At 66.0% G+C, this 15,671-nt stretch carries 16 protein-coding genes and 1 tRNA gene; 9 read left to right on the plus strand and 8 right to left on the minus strand.

What is annotated here, in order from left to right; all coding sequences use genetic code 11:
- Nucleotides 1-42: 42 nt before the first annotated feature.
- Nucleotides 43-1,233, minus strand: a complete 1,191-nt coding sequence (locus OU426_RS10180; RefSeq protein ID WP_267633876.1) for a phosphoglycerate kinase — start codon at nucleotides 1,231-1,233, stop codon at nucleotides 43-45.
- Between the two features lie 160 nt (nucleotides 1,234-1,393).
- Here OU426_RS10180 and OU426_RS10185 point away from each other — a divergent pair, with 160 nt between their 5' ends.
- The 3 genes from OU426_RS10185 (at nucleotide 1,394) to OU426_RS10195 (ending at nucleotide 3,571) form a co-directional block, all read left to right on the plus strand.
- Nucleotides 1,394-1,900: a peptidylprolyl isomerase gene (locus OU426_RS10185; protein ID WP_267633877.1), complete on the plus strand. Its 507-nt coding sequence runs from the start codon at nucleotides 1,394-1,396 to the stop codon at nucleotides 1,898-1,900.
- Nucleotides 1,893-2,507 carry a peptidylprolyl isomerase gene (locus OU426_RS10190; protein WP_267633878.1) on the plus strand — a complete coding sequence of 205 codons (615 nt, stop codon included), beginning with the start codon at nucleotides 1,893-1,895 and terminating at the stop codon, nucleotides 2,505-2,507. Before OU426_RS10185 ends, OU426_RS10190 begins: the two co-directional genes overlap by 8 nt.
- An 86-nt stretch (nucleotides 2,508-2,593) precedes the next feature.
- Nucleotides 2,594-3,571, plus strand: a complete 978-nt coding sequence (locus OU426_RS10195) for a DUF3179 domain-containing protein (protein WP_420712586.1) — start codon at nucleotides 2,594-2,596, stop codon at nucleotides 3,569-3,571.
- Between the two features lie 70 nt (nucleotides 3,572-3,641).
- Here the strand turns inward: OU426_RS10195 and tyrS are convergent, their stop codons facing one another.
- Nucleotides 3,642-4,892, minus strand: a complete 1,251-nt coding sequence (tyrS, locus tag OU426_RS10200) for a tyrosine--tRNA ligase (protein ID WP_267633879.1) — start codon at nucleotides 4,890-4,892, stop codon at nucleotides 3,642-3,644.
- A gap of 62 nt (nucleotides 4,893-4,954) precedes the next feature.
- On the opposite strand from tyrS, the gene OU426_RS10205 reads away from it, so the two are divergent.
- Nucleotides 4,955-6,061 (plus strand): anhydro-N-acetylmuramic acid kinase, encoded by a 1,107-nt coding sequence (locus OU426_RS10205; protein WP_267633880.1) that lies wholly within the window; start codon nucleotides 4,955-4,957, stop codon nucleotides 6,059-6,061.
- Here the strand turns inward: OU426_RS10205 and rarD are convergent.
- Together rarD and OU426_RS10215 are read right to left on the minus strand one after the other, a co-directional pair.
- The gene (rarD, locus tag OU426_RS10210; protein WP_267633881.1) at nucleotides 6,036-6,983 is read right to left on the minus strand and encodes an EamA family transporter RarD; all 948 of its coding nucleotides are present in this window, start codon (nucleotides 6,981-6,983) and stop codon (nucleotides 6,036-6,038) included. The genes OU426_RS10205 and rarD overlap by 26 nt on opposite strands.
- Before the next feature lie 59 nt (nucleotides 6,984-7,042).
- Nucleotides 7,043-7,468 carry a cupin domain-containing protein gene (locus OU426_RS10215; RefSeq protein WP_267633882.1) on the minus strand — a complete coding sequence of 142 codons (426 nt, stop codon included), beginning with the start codon at nucleotides 7,466-7,468 and terminating at the stop codon, nucleotides 7,043-7,045.
- A gap of 162 nt (nucleotides 7,469-7,630) precedes the next feature.
- Here OU426_RS10215 and OU426_RS10220 point away from each other — a divergent pair, with 162 nt between their 5' ends.
- A complete protein-coding gene (locus OU426_RS10220) occupies nucleotides 7,631-8,719 on the plus strand; it encodes an NAD(P)/FAD-dependent oxidoreductase (protein ID WP_267633883.1) in 1,089 nt (362 codons plus the stop codon).
- Here OU426_RS10220 and OU426_RS10225 read toward each other — a convergent pair.
- The 4 genes from OU426_RS10225 to OU426_RS10240 form a co-directional block, all read right to left on the minus strand.
- Nucleotides 8,706-9,437 carry a sulfite exporter TauE/SafE family protein gene (locus OU426_RS10225; protein WP_267633884.1) on the minus strand — a complete coding sequence of 244 codons (732 nt, stop codon included), beginning with the start codon at nucleotides 9,435-9,437 and terminating at the stop codon, nucleotides 8,706-8,708. The two genes, OU426_RS10220 and OU426_RS10225, sit on opposite strands and share 14 nt — an antisense overlap.
- Before the next feature lie 5 nt (nucleotides 9,438-9,442).
- Nucleotides 9,443-10,720, minus strand: a complete 1,278-nt coding sequence (eno, locus tag OU426_RS10230; protein WP_267633885.1) for a phosphopyruvate hydratase — start codon at nucleotides 10,718-10,720, stop codon at nucleotides 9,443-9,445.
- 71 nt (nucleotides 10,721-10,791) lie between these two features.
- On the minus strand, nucleotides 10,792-11,673 hold the full coding sequence (locus OU426_RS10235) for a DMT family transporter (RefSeq protein WP_267633886.1): 882 nt from the start codon (nucleotides 11,671-11,673) through the stop codon (nucleotides 10,792-10,794).
- Nucleotides 11,674-11,681: 8 nt separating this feature from the next.
- Nucleotides 11,682-12,107 carry a Fur family transcriptional regulator gene (locus tag OU426_RS10240; RefSeq protein ID WP_267633887.1) on the minus strand — a complete coding sequence of 142 codons (426 nt, stop codon included), beginning with the start codon at nucleotides 12,105-12,107 and terminating at the stop codon, nucleotides 11,682-11,684.
- 171 nt (nucleotides 12,108-12,278) lie between these two features.
- On the opposite strand from OU426_RS10240, the gene OU426_RS10245 reads away from it, so the two are divergent.
- The 4 genes from OU426_RS10245 (at nucleotide 12,279) to OU426_RS10260 (ending at nucleotide 15,584) form a co-directional block, all read left to right on the plus strand.
- Nucleotides 12,279-12,355, plus strand: a tRNA-Asp gene (locus tag OU426_RS10245).
- 183 nt (nucleotides 12,356-12,538) lie between these two features.
- Complete coding sequence (locus OU426_RS10250; protein ID WP_267633888.1) at nucleotides 12,539-13,219, plus strand: HAD family hydrolase; 681 nt, start codon at nucleotides 12,539-12,541, stop codon at nucleotides 13,217-13,219.
- Complete coding sequence (locus OU426_RS10255) at nucleotides 13,216-14,163, plus strand: sugar-binding transcriptional regulator (RefSeq protein WP_267633889.1); 948 nt, start codon at nucleotides 13,216-13,218, stop codon at nucleotides 14,161-14,163. Before OU426_RS10250 ends, OU426_RS10255 begins: the two co-directional genes overlap by 4 nt.
- Before the next feature lie 107 nt (nucleotides 14,164-14,270).
- On the plus strand, nucleotides 14,271-15,584 hold the full coding sequence (locus OU426_RS10260; RefSeq protein WP_267633890.1) for an ABC transporter substrate-binding protein: 1,314 nt from the start codon (nucleotides 14,271-14,273) through the stop codon (nucleotides 15,582-15,584).
- Nucleotides 15,585-15,671 lie beyond the last annotated feature (87 nt).

Here is a 15,671-nt window from a genome sequence, read left to right on the forward strand (position 1 = left end):
GCTTGCAAGCCTTCCCTACCGTCACGGCAGGCGCGGCCCGTTTCAGTCCATCAATGCGGCAACACCGGGCAGGTCCTTGCCTTCCATCCATTCGAGGAAAGCGCCCCCGGCCGTCGAGATGAAGGTGAAATCCTCAGCCGCGCCCGCCTTGTTCAGCGCCGCGACCGTATCGCCGCCCCCCGCGACCGAGACGAGCTTGCCCGCCCGCGTCAGCTCCGCCACCTTCGCCGCCGCGGCATTGGTGGCCGCGTCGAACGGCTGCAGTTCGAACGCGCCCAGTGGTCCGTTCCAGATCAGCGTCCGGCACGACTGAAATACCGTGTCCAGCACCGCAACCGTCGAGGGCCCGGCATCGAGGATCATCGCATCCGGCGGACAGTGCGAGACCGGCACCACCTCGTGATCCGCGCCCGCCTTGAATTCGCGCGCCACCACCAGATCGATCGGCAGATGGATGGCGCAGCCGGTTTCCTCGGCCTTGGCAAGGATCGCGCTCGCGGTATCGGCCATCTCGTGCTCGGCCAGCGAGGTGCCGACCTGCACGCCCTTGGCCACAAGGAACGTGTTGGCCATGCCGCCGCCGATCACCAGATGATCGACCTTTTCGATCAGGTTGCCCAGAAGGTCGAGCTTGGTCGACACCTTCGCACCGCCCACCACCGCCGCCACCGGCCGCTCCGGCTCGCCAAGCGCTGCATTCAGCGCCTTCAGCTCCGCCGCCATCAGCCGCCCCGCACAGGCGGGCAGAAGCCTTGCTATCCCCTCGGTCGAGGCATGGGCCCGGTGCGCGGCCGAAAACGCATCGTTCACATAGATATGGCCGAGCGCCGCCATTCCGGCGGCAAGGGCGGGGTCGTTCTTTTCCTCGCCCTCATGGAAGCGGGTGTTCTCCAGAAGCAGCACGCCGCCCTTGGGCAGGGCCGCCACCGCCTTCTTGGCCGGGCCACCCACGCAATCCTCGGCGAAGGCCACCGGCAGTCCTAGCGCCTTTTCGAGGGCGGGCAGGGTGACGCGCAGGCTCATCTCGGGCACAACCTTGCCCTTGGGGCGGCCGAAATGGGCCAGAAGCACCACGCTCGCCCCCTTGGCGATCAGGTCCTTGACCGTGGGCACGATCTTCTCGATCCGCGTCGCATCGGTCACCACGCCCGCTTCCACCGGCACGTTGATATCTACCCGCACCAGCGCGACCTTGCCCGCGACATCCATGTCGTCGATCGTCTTGAACCCCATGATCCGTCCTTTCCCGCCACCTGCCGCACGGCCAGTCTCGCAGCCGCGCCCGGCTCAGATCAACCGATCTCTGCCGAGCCCCGCCTTTCTGGCCGCTTTTCGCTTTTCTTGCTCGCCGTCAAGCCCTAGGTTCCCGCGCGAATGAATTAAGGAGGCGATCATGGCCGACATCAAGGATCCCGAGAACACGATCATCATCACGCTGAAGGACGGCCCCGTCGTCATCGAGCTTCTGAAAGACGTGGCGCCCAAGCACGCCGAACGGATGAAGGAACTCGCCCGCGCGGGGAAGTATGACAATGTGGCCTTCCACCGGGTGATCGACGGTTTCATGGCCCAGACGGGCGACGTGCAGCACGCGAATATGGAAGCGGGCTGGAACCCCGGCCGCGCCGGGACCGGCGGTTCGGACCTGCCCGACCTTCCGGCGGAGTTTTCCAAGCTTCCCCATGACCGCGGCACGCTTGGCGCCGCGCGCTCGATGAACCCGAACTCGGCCAACAGCCAGTTCTTCATCAACTTCAAGGACAACCATTTCCTGAACGGACAGTACACCGTCTATGGCCGCGTGATCTCGGGCATGGAACATGTCGACAAGATCACTCGTGGCGAACCGCCGGTGAACCCCGACCGGATGGTTTCGGTCAAGGTGGCGGCGGATGTCTGACCGTATCTTCATGACCGGAGGACTTGCCGCACTCGCTTCCATAGCCGCCGCCTGGTGGCTCTTCGGGCAACTTTCACAAAGCTCCGTCAGCGACGCGGACGGCCCGGGGCCGAACCTGGTGATCGAGGTTGCCGGTCAGGCGAACGGCACGGTCGTCGTCGACCTTCAGCCCGAGCTTGCGCCGAGAAACGTCGCACAGGTGGTCGAGCTTGCCAAGGGCGGGCTCTACAATGGTGTGGTCTTTCATCGGGTGATCGACGGCTTCATGGCCCAGACCGGCGATGTGCAATATGGCCGCTCCGGCGGGGATACATCGCAGGCGGGCATGGGCAATTCCGATCTTCCTGATCTTCCGGCAGAATTCTCCAAAGTGCAGTTCGAACGAGGCGTGGTCGGCATGGCGCGCACCAATTCGCCCGACAGCGCCAATTCGCAATTCTTCATCATGTTCGGCTCCGCCCCGCATCTGAACGGCGAATATACCGTGATCGGCCATGTGATCTCGGGGATGGAGGTCGTGGACAAGATCAAGCGCGGCGAGGTCAACCTCGGCGGCGCGGTCACCGACAAGCCCGACGTGATGGCGCGGGTTTCGGTCACCGAATAGGCCGTTCATAATCCGGTGATCGGCGGCCTTTTGATTGGCCTCCCGCCACCTCTTCCGGCAGTCTGGCCGCCGGAGGAAGGCCGCCGATGATCCGCTTCCCGTTCGCCCTCTGTCTGGCGCTTGCGCCGTTCCTGATGGCACCGCCGGCCGCTGGCGACGAAGCGCGCTGGCGCGCGCTCTGGCCCGCGACCGATTTCAGCCAGACGACCATCGATCTTGACGAGATCCTGTCCGGCGGTCCGCCCAAGGACGGCATTCCGGCGATCGACGCACCGCAGATGATTGCGGTCGCGGACGAGACGCGTCTGGCCGAGGCAGAGCCGGTGATGACGCTCGTGCATCCGGGCGAGGCGCCGCGCGCCTGGCCGATCCGCTATCTGATCTGGCATGAAATCGTGAACGATCAGGTGGGCGACATGCCCGTCGCCGTCACCTTCTGCCCGCTCTGCAACACGGGCATGATCTTCGACCGCCGCCTCGGCGGGCGGACCTACAGTTTCGGCGTCTCGGGCCTTCTCAGGCATTCCGACATGATCATGTACGACCGCGAGACCGAAAGCTGGTGGCAGCAGGCGCTGGGCGAGGGGATCGTCGGGCAGATGGCCGGCAGGCGCCTGACGCAACTGCCCGCCCGCATGGAAAGCTGGGGCGATTTTCGCCGCGCCCATCCGGACGGGCTGGTGATGGATGAGCCCGACTGGTCGCGCGCCTATGGCAGCAATCCTTACGTGGGCTATGACAGCGCCGCGCGCCCCTTCCTCTATACGGGCGAGGACCCGCCACACGGTATCGCGTCGCTTGCCCGCGTGGTGCGGGTCGGCAACCGCGCCTGGCCGCTGGAACGGGTGGTGGTGGCCGGAACCCTGACCGAGGCAGGTGTCACCCTCTCCTGGACGGCAGGTCAGGCCTCGGCGCTCGACGCGGTGTCGATCGGCGAGGGGCGCGACGTGGGCAGCGTGCGCGTCACCGCTGCCGCGACCGGCCGCGACCTCGTCCACGATCTGCCCTTCGCCTTTGCCTTCCACGCCTTCCACCCGGACGGCGAATGGATGCTCGGGCCCTAGGCGGGCGTCGGATTTCGTCACGAAATCCGGACCGAAATCTTTGCAAGATTTCGGCGCCCTTCGGCCCCGGTCAGTCCATCACCACCAAAGCATGGCGCTTGCGGCCCGCCGTCAGTTTCAGGGGCTCCGCCAGATGGCTCGCCCCAAGCCTGAGGCCCGCGTCCGTGACCGGTTCGTCGTTCAGCCGCGCACCGCCCTCCTGGATCAGCCGTTTCGCATCCTTGCCAGAGGCCGCAAGACCTGCGCGCACGAACAGCTGGACGATCCCCAGCCCCTCCGCCGCCTCCTCGGCGCTGACCCGCAGCGTCGGCAGGTCATCGCCCACGCCGCCCTTCTCGAACACCTCGCGCGCGGTGGCTTCGGCCGCCGCCGCTGCCTCGGCGCCATGGGCAAGCTTCGTCACCTCATTGGCCAGAACGATCTTGGCCGCATTGATCTCGGACCCGCCAAGCGCCCCCAGCCGGTCGCATTCCGCGATGGGCAGTTCGGTGTAAAGCTTCAGGAACCGGCCCACATCGGCATCCGTCGTGTTCCGCCAGTACTGCCAGAATTCGTAAGGTGAGAACATGTCGGGGTTGAGCCACACCGCCCCCGACTGCGACTTGCCCATCTTCTTGCCATCCGACGTGGTCAGCAGATGCGAGGTCAGGCCATAGATTTCCCGGTCGAGCACCCGGCGCGTCAGGTCGATCCCGTTGACGATATTGCCCCACTGGTCCGAGCCGCCCATCTGCAACAGGCAGCCATAGCGCCGGTTCAGCTCAAGGAAATCATAGGCCTGCAGGATCATGTAGTTGAATTCAAGGAAGCTGAGCGACTGCTCGCGGTCCAGCCGCGATTTCACGCTTTCGAACGACAGCATCCGGTTGACCGAGAAATGCCGCCCGATGTCGCGCAGGAAGTCGAGGTAGTTGAGTGCGTCCAGCCATTCGGCATTGTTCAGCATCAGCGCGTCCGACGCGCCGTCGCCAAAGGTCACATAGGCCGAGAAGACCTGCTTGATCCCCGCAATATTGTCGTCGATCTGCGCGGGCGTCAGCAAGGGGCGCTCTTCGGCGCGGAACGAGGGATCGCCCACCTTGGTCGTCCCGCCTCCCATCAGAACAAGCGGCTTGTGCCCGGTCTTCTGCAGCCATCTCAGCATCATGATCTGGATGAGCGATCCGACATGCAAAGACTTCGCCGTCGCGTCAAAGCCGATATAGGCCGGCACGACGCCCTTCACCAAAGCCTCGTCCAGCCCCTGATAATCGGTGCAGTCGGCCAGAAAGCCGCGCTCGATCATCACGCGCATGAAATCCGATTTCGGGTGGTAGGTCATCGTCCGATCGTCCATTCTGTTGACAGTGGCGGTATACCGGCGCCTTGGGCGCGAGGAAAGGGATGATGAAGGGGCGGGCGCTTTGGGCCTTGGGCACGATGTCAGGGACCTCGCTCGACGGGGTCGATGCGGCCATGATCCGGACCGACGGGCGCGAGATTTTCGAGTTCGGCCAGACCGCTTACCGCCCCTATACCGAGGCCGAGCGTGCGAGCTTGCGCGCCGCCCTCGGCCGCTGGTCGGGCGAGGCAGGGGTGGCCGAGGCGGCGGAAGTGGTCGAGACCGCCCATGCGGAATTGCTCGCCCGCTTTACCGGGGCCGATCTCATAGGTTTCCACGGCCAGACGCTCGCCCATGACCCGGCCCGGCGCGGCACGCATCAGGCGGGCGACGGCGCGATGCTGGCCGAGGCTTTGGGCCTGCCCGTCATCTGGGATTTCCGCTCGGCCGACGTAGGCCTCGGCGGGCAGGGGGCGCCGCTTGCCCCTTTCTTCCACCATGCGCTCGCCCGCCTCACCGGCGCCGAAAGGCCGGTGGTCTTTCTCAATCTCGGCGGCGTCGGCAATGTCACCTGGGTCGATCCCCGGATCGCGGAGCCGGAGAAACCGGGCGCCTGTGTCGCCTTCGACACCGGCCCCGCGAACGCCCCGATCAACGACTACATGCGCCTGCGCCTCGGAAAGGAACGCGACGAGGCGGGCGCTTTGGCCGCGAAGGGCAGGGTGGATGCCCGGATCGTGCGCACCTTCCTCACCCATCCCTATTTCCTCAAAGTCCCGCCGAAATCGCTTGACCGGAACGACTTTCACAGCCTCCTCAAATCGGTCCGCACCCGCACCATCCCGAACGCCGTCGCAACGCTGACCGCCTGCGCCGCCGCCGCCGTGGCGGCGGGCTTTTCCCAGTTTCCAAGCCCGCCCGAGGCGGTGCTCGTCTGTGGCGGCGGCCGCCACAACAGGACGCTGATGAAGATGCTGGCCGAGCGGCTGCCCTGTCCGGTCAAGCCGGTCGAGGCGGCGGGCCTCAACGGCGACATGCTGGAAGCGCAGGCCTTCGGCTATCTCGCGGTCCGGGTGCTCAATGGTCTGCCGACCTCCTGCCCGGAAACCACCGGCGCCCGCGTCGCGGTCGGCGGCGGCCAGATCAGCCGCCCGACCGTGCCCGCCTGACGCCCGCCTGCCGGATCAGCGCGGTGGAATAGATCGCCAGAGCTAGCCAGATCATCGGAAAGGCAATCGCCTTGCCGCGCCCGAACGGCTCGCCGAACAAGAACACGGCGGTCAGGAAGATCATCGTCGGCGCGATATATTGCATGATGCCGATGGTCGAGAGCCTTAGAAGCTTCGCGCCATTGGCATAGACCATCAAGGGCACCGCCGTGACGATGCCACAGCCCGCTAGAAGCGCGGTATCAGATACCGTGCCGCCAAAGGCCACCGGCGCACCGCTCGCCACTCGCCAAATGACATAACCTAGCGCGAGCGGCAGAAGCAGGATCACTTCCAGCGCGAAGCCCTGATTGGGGCCGATTGGCAGCGATTTCTTGAAATAGGCATAGATACCCCAGGTCAGCGTCAGACTGAGCGCCACCAATGGCAGCCGCCCCGCCTCCCAGGTCAGAACCCCAACCGCCAGCGTGGCCAGAAGGATCGCGAGCTTCTGCAGTCCATCCAGCCGTTCGCCCAAAAGGACCGCGCCTAGGAACACACTGAAGAGCGGGTTGATGTAATAGCCAAGTGCGGCATCAAGCGCATGCCCGGTTTGGACCGCCCAGACGTAGATGCCCCAGTTGATCGAAATGAGTCCAGCCGTCACCGCCGCCATGCCAAGCATCCGGGGTGTTCTCAGTGCAGTCTTAAGGTCTGCCGTCCGGCCAAGCCACAGAAGGATCAGCAGCGCCACTGGCACAGACCAGATCACCCGATGCGCCAGAACCTCCAGCGTCGGGATATGGGCCATAGCCTTCATGTAGAGGGGCAGGAAGCCCCAGAGCAGGTAGGCCGCCAGCGCGAAAAGGAAGCCGCGCAGCGAATCCTCGTTCTGGGGCCCGGATTGGGGCAGGGGGGCTGTTGGGGCATTCGTCTCGGTCATACCAGCCTCCTACGCTCCGCCGCGCGGCTGCGCCACCCCGGAACTTGTAAGGGATACATTCAGCGCGGGATGTCGAACCCCGGCGGCGCCAGCTCGAACCCCTCGAACCGAAAACCCGGCGAGACGGTGCAACTGACGAGCGTCCAGTCACCCGTTGTCCGCGCCGCCTGCCAGTGACCCAAGGGCACGATCGCCTGCGGCCGCTCGCCCGCCGCGAGGTTTGGCCCGAGCCCTACCTCAACCGCGGGCCCCGCATCGCTGGCGGCAACGGACAGGATCAGGGCCGCACCCGCATGGAAATGCCAGATCTCCGCCGCATCGACCCTGTGCCAGTGGCTCCGCTCGCCCGCCTTCAGAAGGAAATAGATACAAGTCCCCGCCGGCCGCTCGCCCTCCGGTGCCGCCGCCACCCAGGTCTGCCGGTACCAGCCGCCTTCGGGATGTGGCGCCAGCCCAAGCGCCGCGATGATCTCGTCAGCGGTCATGGCACTCCTCTCGGTTGGGACAGGACCAAACTTACCGCCCGCAGCCGAAATCCTTCAAGGATTTCGGTCCGATTTCTTTGCAGGAAATCGGCTCCCCCCGCCGGGCGCCGGGCGTTCGCCGCCGCACTTCCCTTTTTCGTGGGGCAATGCCAGCATTGGCCAATGACAAACCGCTTCCTCATCCTCGGCGCCGGGCTGATCGGCGCGTCGCTTGGCTTCGAGCTTGCCCGCCGCAAGGCGCAGGTCACCATCCTCGATGCGGGCCTTCCGGCGAATGCAGCCTCTGGCCGGTCCTTCGGCTGGATCAATGCGAGCTTCTTTCTCAACGAGGATCACTTCCACCTGCGCCATGCCGCGATGGCGGCGCACCGGCGTCTTGAGCGTGACCTTCCAGATAGCGGCCACCTTTGGACCGGCACCCTCTGGTGGGAGGAGACGGGCGAGGCTTTCGACCAAACCGCCGCGACGCTCACTCGCCTCGGCTATGACCTCAATGAACTCTCGGCGCGCGAGATCGCCGCGCGCGAACCCGCCCTGGGCCAACCCCCCGCCCGGGCGCTGCATTTCCCCGCCGAAGGCGCGGTCGATGCGGCCCATCTGACCCATCACCTGCTCGACGCGGCCGCGGCCCTTGGCGCCGAGGTCTGGTCGGGTTGTCCGGCGCTCAGGCTCATGACGGACGGCGACCGCGTCACCGGCGCCGCCACACCCATGGGCCGCATCGAGGCAGACCAGACGATCCTTGCCATAGGCAACGCGACGCCCGCGCTTCTTGCCAGCGCAGGCCTGCATCTGCCGATGCTCTCCCGTCCCGGTCTCATCCTGCGGACGCGGCCCTTGCCACCGCTCGTCAACCATATCCTCGCCAGCCCCGATCAGGAGGTCCGGCAGGACGCGACCGGCGCGCTCCTCGCGCCCGCTTCCGCCAGCCACCAGTCCGACAAGACCGAGGCGGTGACGGAAAGCCCCGGCGACCTCGCCCGCGCCACGCTTGCCCGCCTCTCGCGCCTCCTGCCCGGCGCAAACCTCCAGCCCGCCGCCATCCTCCATGCCGACCGTCCGGTCCCGGGCGACGGCCTCCCCGTCGTCGGCCCCATAACCGTCCGCCCCGGTCTCGCGCTTGCGGTCCTGCATTCCGGTGTCACTCTGGCGCCCCTCGTCACCGCATCTCTGGCGGATGAACTGACAGGGCAGGGCGCCCATGCCCTTCTCGCGCCCTTCCGGTCGGACAGACTTCTCAGCCCGCTCTGAAGATCAGGAGAAGCCCGCCCAGCAGCACGGCGCCATCGAGGACGCGCAGATGCCAGTGGCCGGGCAGGCGATAGGAAAGGCGCTTCGCAAGGAAGGTCGCCGGGATCGCCGTCAGGCCGATCACCAAGGCGAGCCCCGCAAGCCTGAGATCAAGCGCGCCGCGCGCCGCGAACATCGCCGATTTGCCAAGCCCGAGCAGGAAGGAAATCGCCGCATCGGTGGCGATCACCTGCGGCCCGGTCAGCCCCGCCGCCATCAGCAGCGTCAATAGCAGCACACCCGACCCCGACGTGCCGCCATTCACCACGCCATATCCCGCCGATGCCGCTGTCAGACCGCGCCCCGAAAGAACCAGCCCCCGCCGCCGCGCGAGCGTCCGCAGCGGGACCATGAGGATCAGCATCACCCCGATCAGCATCGCGGCCCCACGCCCGGACAGAAGCGTGAACCCATAGGCACCCAGAAGCGTCGCAGGCAGCGCGACCGGCGCGATCCGGCGCAAAAGCTCAGGGTCAAGGTCCGGCCGATTGGCCGCCACCCGGCTCGCATTGGTGAAAAGCGCAGACAGGCCGATCACCGGAACCACCGCCTCTGCCCAGATCAGCGGCACCAGAACTGGCGGCAGCAGAAGCCCCGTGCCATAGCCGGTTACCCCGCCGACAAGCGCCGCGAAAAAAGCTGCCCCGCCGATCATCAGAAGATCGGCGAGGGGCAGCATCGACCTTATACCTTCAGGATGGAACGGCCCGCGAATTCCGCCGTCTCGCCCAGCATTTCCTCGATCCGGATCAGCTGGTTGTACTTCGCCAGCCGGTCCGACCGGGCAAGCGAGCCGGTCTTGATCTGTCCGCAGTTGGTGGCGACCGCCAGATCGGCGATGGTCGCATCCTCTGTCTCGCCCGACCGGTGCGACATGACGTTGGTGTAGCGCGCGCGGTGGGCCATATCGACAGCCTGCAGCGTCTCGGTCAGGGACCCGATCTGGTTGACCTTCACCAGCATCGAGTTGGCGACACCCTTCTTGATCCCTTCGGCCAGACGCTTGGGATTGGTGACGAACAGGTCATCGCCCACCAGCTGCACCTTGCCGCCGAGCATGTCGGTCAGGATCTTCCAACCGTCCCAGTCGTCCTCGCTCATCCCGTCCTCGATCGAGATGATCGGATAGTCCGCGCAAAGCTTGGCAAGGTACTCGGCATTCTCCGCCGAGGTCAGGCTCTTGCCCTCACCCTTCATCTCGTACTTGCCGCCCTTGAAATATTCGGTCGAGGCGCAGTCGAGCGCAAGGTACATGTCCTCGCCGGGTCTGTAGCCCGCCTTCTCGATGGCCTTGAGGATGAAGTCGAGCGCATCGCGGGTGGACGAGAGGTTGGGCGCGAACCCGCCCTCGTCGCCGATGCCGGTCGACAGGCCCGCCGCCGACAGTTCCTTCTTCAGCGTGTGGAAGACTTCCGAGCCCATCCGCACCGCCTCGCGGATGTTTTCCGCGCCGACCGGCATGATCATGAACTCCTGGATGTCGATCGGATTGTCGGCATGTTCGCCGCCGTTGATGATGTTCATCATCGGCACCGGCAGCACGCGGGCCGAAGTGCCGCCGACATAGCGGTACAGGGGCTGGCTGGTGAAATCGGCGGCGGCCTTCGCGACCGCCAGCGACACGCCGAGGATCGCATTCGCCCCCAGACGGCCCTTGTTCGCCGTGCCGTCCAGCTCGATCATCAGCCGGTCGATCGCCACCTGTTCGGTCGCATCCTCGCCCACGAGGTTTTCCGCGATCTCGCCGTTGACGGCCGCAACCGCCTCCAGGACGCCCTTGCCGAGGAAGCGCTTCTTGTCGCCGTCGCGCTTTTCGACCGCCTCATGCGCGCCGGTCGAGGCGCCCGAGGGCACGGCGGCGCGGCCAAGCGTGCCATCCTCCAGCGTCACGTCCACTTCCACCGTCGGGTTGCCCCGGCTGTCGAGAATTTCGCGGGCATGGATGTCGATGATCGTGCTCATGGGCCGGTCCTTTCGCGGGGGAGATGCTCTCGCGCGTCCTTTACGCCGTCATCTCCCTAAGGGAAAGGCCCTCACGCGCCCGCGGTAACCCGTTTTCGCGCCCGCTCGCGCAGATAGGTGTAGAAGGCGGCGGCAAGGATCAGCGCCGCCCCGGCAAGTGTCAGCCCGTCAGGCCGCTCGGCGAAGAAGAGGACGCCGATGGCGAGCGAGAAGATCAGCCGCGCATAGCGGAAGGGCATCAGCGCCGAAGCCTCAGCCGCCCGCATCGAGGCGACTATGGCCAGATACCCTGTCGTCGCACAGAAAAGCGTCAGCACCAGAAGCGCAATGCCCGCCCCGTCCGGCATCGCCGGGCGCTGGCCGGCCGCAATCAGGATCAGCCCGGCCGCCACCACGCCGAGGAAGCCGTGGAAGGAAACCACCTGCGACGACAGGCTCGCAGGCACCGCCCGCGTTACCAGATCGCGGAGCGCGATGGAAAAGACCGTGATCAGCACGAGCCCCGCCTCGGGGCGGAACCCTTCGAGCCCCGGCCGGATGATCATCAGAACGCCGGCGAAGCCGACCGCGACTGCCGTCCAGCGCCGCCAGCCCACGGTTTCGCCCAGGAACAGCGCCGCGCCCGCCGTGACGGCCAAGGGCGTCGCCTGAAAGACTGCCGCGACGGTCGACAGCGGGATCAGCGACAGGGCGGTGACGAAAGTGAGGGCCGAGACCGCCTCTGCCAGCGACCGCCAGAGGACCGCGCGGTTGCCAAGCGCCGCCCAGAGGCCCGCGCGGCCACGCGGCCCGGCGGCCAGCGCAAAGACCGCCATGCCGCCGAACCCGATGATCAACAGAAGCTGCCCGACCGGCATCGCGGCGGAAAGATGCTTCATCAACGCATCCTCGACGGCGAAGATCGCCATCGCATAAAGCACCAGCAGGATGCCGCGCAGATTGCCGTCCGTCATGTCCGCCTTCAGTCCTTCTTCAGGCGGGTGCCGAACAGCTCCAGCCGGTGGCCGGTCAGCCGGTAGCCGAGCCTTGCCGCGATTCGCTCTTGCAGCGCTTCGATTTCGGGCTCGACGAATTCGATGACCTTGCCGGTTTCGGTATCGATCAGATGGTCGTGGTGCTTGCGCTCGGCGTCCTCGTAGCGCGCCCGCCCGTCGCCGAACTCGACCTTGTCGAGGATGCCTGCTTCGTCGAACAGTTTCACCGTCCGGTAGACGGTCGCAAGCGAGATGCGCGGATCGATCGCGGTCGCGCGGGCGTAAAGCACATCGGCATCCGGATGGTCAGGCGATTCTTCCAGAACACGCGCGATCACCCGGCGCGGGCCGGTCATCCGCAGGCCCCGTGCCTCGCAGCGTTCGGTGATCGTTTTTGCGGCGGTCTGGCCCATGCGCATCCTCTTCGCCTCCGCCTTAGTCGATTTGCACCGGCGATGAAAGCAGCCGCCCGAAGAGCTTCGCCAAATTTCCTCTCACCCGCCGCCAGAGCCCGCTTGACGCCGCCCGCCCATGGCCCTATGTCACCCCCCACGCTTCGGGCCCCGGCCCGGATCGCCCGATGCGCGGTGGTAGCTCAGTTGGTTAGAGTACCGGCCTGTCACGCCGGGGGTCGCGGGTTCGAGCCCCGTCCACCGCGCCACTTTTCTAAAGCCCCCGGCAACGGGGGCTTTTGGTTTTTCGGGGCGCGTTCATCGACCGAGGATCGCGCCTTGCCTTCCGGCCGCACCTGTTTCGGCCGACCATTGATGACCGGTGTCAGCCGCCCCATAGTGCGCGCGTAGGGCCGCGCACGCCCACCGCTGGGCCAAATCGGGGTGACTGGATGACCTTTTCGCTGGTGATCTTCGATTGCGACGGTGTGCTGATCGACAGCGAGATCATCAGCGCGCGCATGCTGATCGCCGAGCTGGCGAAGCTCGGGCTGGTGATCGACATGGATTATGTCACGCGCCATTTCCTCGGCCGCAGCTATCCGACGGTGATCCGTCAGATCCGGGCGGAATTCGGGGTGGACCTGCCCGAGACTTTCGAGGCGAGCTACCGTGAGAACCTGCTCGATGCCTTCCGGGGCGGGCTAAGGATCGTGCCGCATGTCCGCGGGGTGCTGGAACGGATCGGCGTTCCCTTCTGTGTCGCCACCTCGTCCAGCCCGCGCCGGGCCGACATGTCGCTTGACCTTGTCGGGCTTCGCGGTCTGGTGGGCGAGCGGCTCTTCACCTCCTCGCAGGTCGCGCGCGGCAAGCCTGAACCCGATCTTTTCCTGCATGCCGCCGCCGCGATGGGGGCCGATCCCGCCCGTACCCTGGTGATCGAGGACAGCCTGACCGGCATCCGCGCCGGGCTCGCGGCCGGCATGACGGTCTGGCGGTTCGTCGGCGCCAGCCACCTCGGCCCCGACACGCCGGACGAGCCGGACGGCGCCCGCCCGCACCGCAGACTTGTGTCATTCGCGAACTTCTTTCAGATTGCACCGGATCTGGCGAAAGGCGAACCGGCGGCATGACAGGCGAACCGACATTGCTTGACGAGGCGGCCCGCGCGGGCTGGCTGTCTCATGTCGCGGGCATGACGCAGGATCAGATCGCGGCGGAACTCGGCGTGTCGCGCCAGCGCGCGCAGCGGCTTGTCAGCAAGGCGATGGCCGAGGGGCTGGTGAAAGTACGGCTCGATCACAAGATCGGCCGCTGTCTCGAACTAGAGGCGGGCCTTATCCGCACCTACGGCCTGCAGCAGGCCCGCGTCGCGCCCGATCTCGGGCAAGGCGCCGATCCGGCGCGGGCAACGGCAGGGGCGGCGGCCTCGCTTCTGGAAAGCTATCTGGCACGCCCCGAAAGCCTGACCATCGCCTTCGGCACCGGCCGGGCGCTCAGCGCCATGGTCGCCGAGATCGCCACCCAGCCGAACGAGCGCCACAAGATCGTCTCGCTCATCGGCAATATCGCCCCCGATGGTTCGGCCTCTTTCTACGACGTGATCATGCGTCTGGCCGACAAACTGCACGCGCCGCATTATCCGATGCCCGTGCCGCTGATTTCCGAAACGCCTCAGGAACGCGCCATGTTCCACGCGCTCCGGCCTGTCCAGACCGTCGCGACACTCGCGCAAGAGGCCGATGTGGTCTTCGTCGGCGTCGGCCAGATGGGCGAGGATGCGCCGCTCTACAAGGACGGGTTCGTGACCCGTGCCCAGCTTCAGGACATGCAGGCCAAGGGCGCGGCGGGCGAGATCGTCGGCGGCGTCTTTGATCGCGACGGGCGCTATATCGAGACGCCCATTTCGGCGCTTGTGGGCGGGGTCCGGGTCGAGCCGGGCCGCGCCGGGCCGGTCATCGCCGTGGCGGCCGGGCCGACAAAAGTCTCGGCGATCCGCGCCGCGCTCACGGGCCGAATCGTCAACTGTCTCGTGACCGACGAGCCGACCGCGAGCGCGCTTCTCTCCCAGGTCTGACACCGGGCACCCCTGAGTTTGCTCGCATTTTCCCGATTGACCTGACGTCCGCTAACATGAATAATTACTCATGTAATGGGCAAATGCTCATTCTTAGGGAGGATATCATGACTGTCTCAATCCGGGCGCTTCTCGGCGCCTGTGCCGTTGGCGCCATTTGCACGGCAGCCGCGGCGGAAACCACCATCACCGTTGCCACCGTGAACAATGGCGACATGGTGCGCATGCAGGGGTTGATGGACGATTTCTATGCCAAGCACCCCGACATCAAGGTCGAGTGGGTGACGCTGGAAGAAAACGTCCTGCGCCAGAACGTCACGACCGACATCGCCACCGGCGGCGGTCAGTATGACGTGATCACCATCGGCACCTACGAAGTTCCGATCTGGGGCAAGCAGGGCTGGCTGGAAAGCCTGAACGACATGCCCGCCGACTTTGATGTCGACGATCTCCTGCCGCCGATCCGTGGCGGCCTGACGGTGGACGGCAACCTCTATGCCTCGCCCTTCTATGGGGAATCGTCCTTCGTGAACTACCGCAAGGACCTGGCCGAGAAGGCCGGCATCACTATCCCGGACGCGCCCACCTGGGACGACATCAAGGCCGCCGCGGCCGCGATGACCGATCAGGCCAACGGCATCTACGGCATCTGCCTGCGCGGCAAGGCCGGCTGGGGTGAAAACATGGCGTTCCTGACCACCATGGCCAACAGCTATGGCGCGCGCTGGTTCGACGAAAACTGGGTGCCCCAGTTCGACCAGCCGGAATGGAAAGCCGTGATGACCGACTATGTCGAGATGCTGACCAAGTACGGCCCGCCCGGCGCGTCGAACAACGGCTATAACGAAAACCTGACGCTGTCCCTGCAGGGCAAATGCGCGATGCGCATGGACGCCACCGTCTCGGCGGGCGCGCTGACCGATCCCAAACAGTCAGAGTTTGCCGACAAGGTCGGCTTCGCTCTGGCACCTGACGCGGGCCTCGGCAAACGGGCGAACTGGCTCTGGGCCTGGTCACTGGCGATCCCGGCCTCGTCGGATGCCAAGGACGCGGCCAAGACCTTCATCAACTGGGCGACCAACAAGGACTACATCGCGCTTGTCGCCTCCAAGGAAGGCTGGGGCGCAGCTCCTCCCGGCACCCGGACCTCGCTTTATTCGAACCCGGACTATGCGGCCCTGCCGTTCGCGAAGATGACCATCGACTCGATCAACGCGGCTGACCCGACCAACCCGACGGTGAAGCCGGTTCCCTACACCGGCGTGCAGTTCGTCGCGATCCCCGAGTTCGCCGGTCTTGCAACCAGCGTGGGTGAGATCTTCTCGGCGGCTCTGGCCGGGCAGAAATCGGTCGATGATGCCCTGGCCGAGGCTCAGGCCCTGGCCTTGGATGAAATGACCGCATCTGGCTACATCAAGTAAGATCAGGCCCCGGCCCGTCCTCGGGCCGGGGCCCTCGCTCCTCGCAAAATCAGCGTTTGCGGCAGAGCTTGCCCGGTAGGTACCCTG

The organism is Frigidibacter sp. RF13 (genome assembly GCF_026626305.1).
Classification (GTDB): Bacteria; Pseudomonadota; Alphaproteobacteria; order Rhodobacterales; family Rhodobacteraceae; genus TMP-24.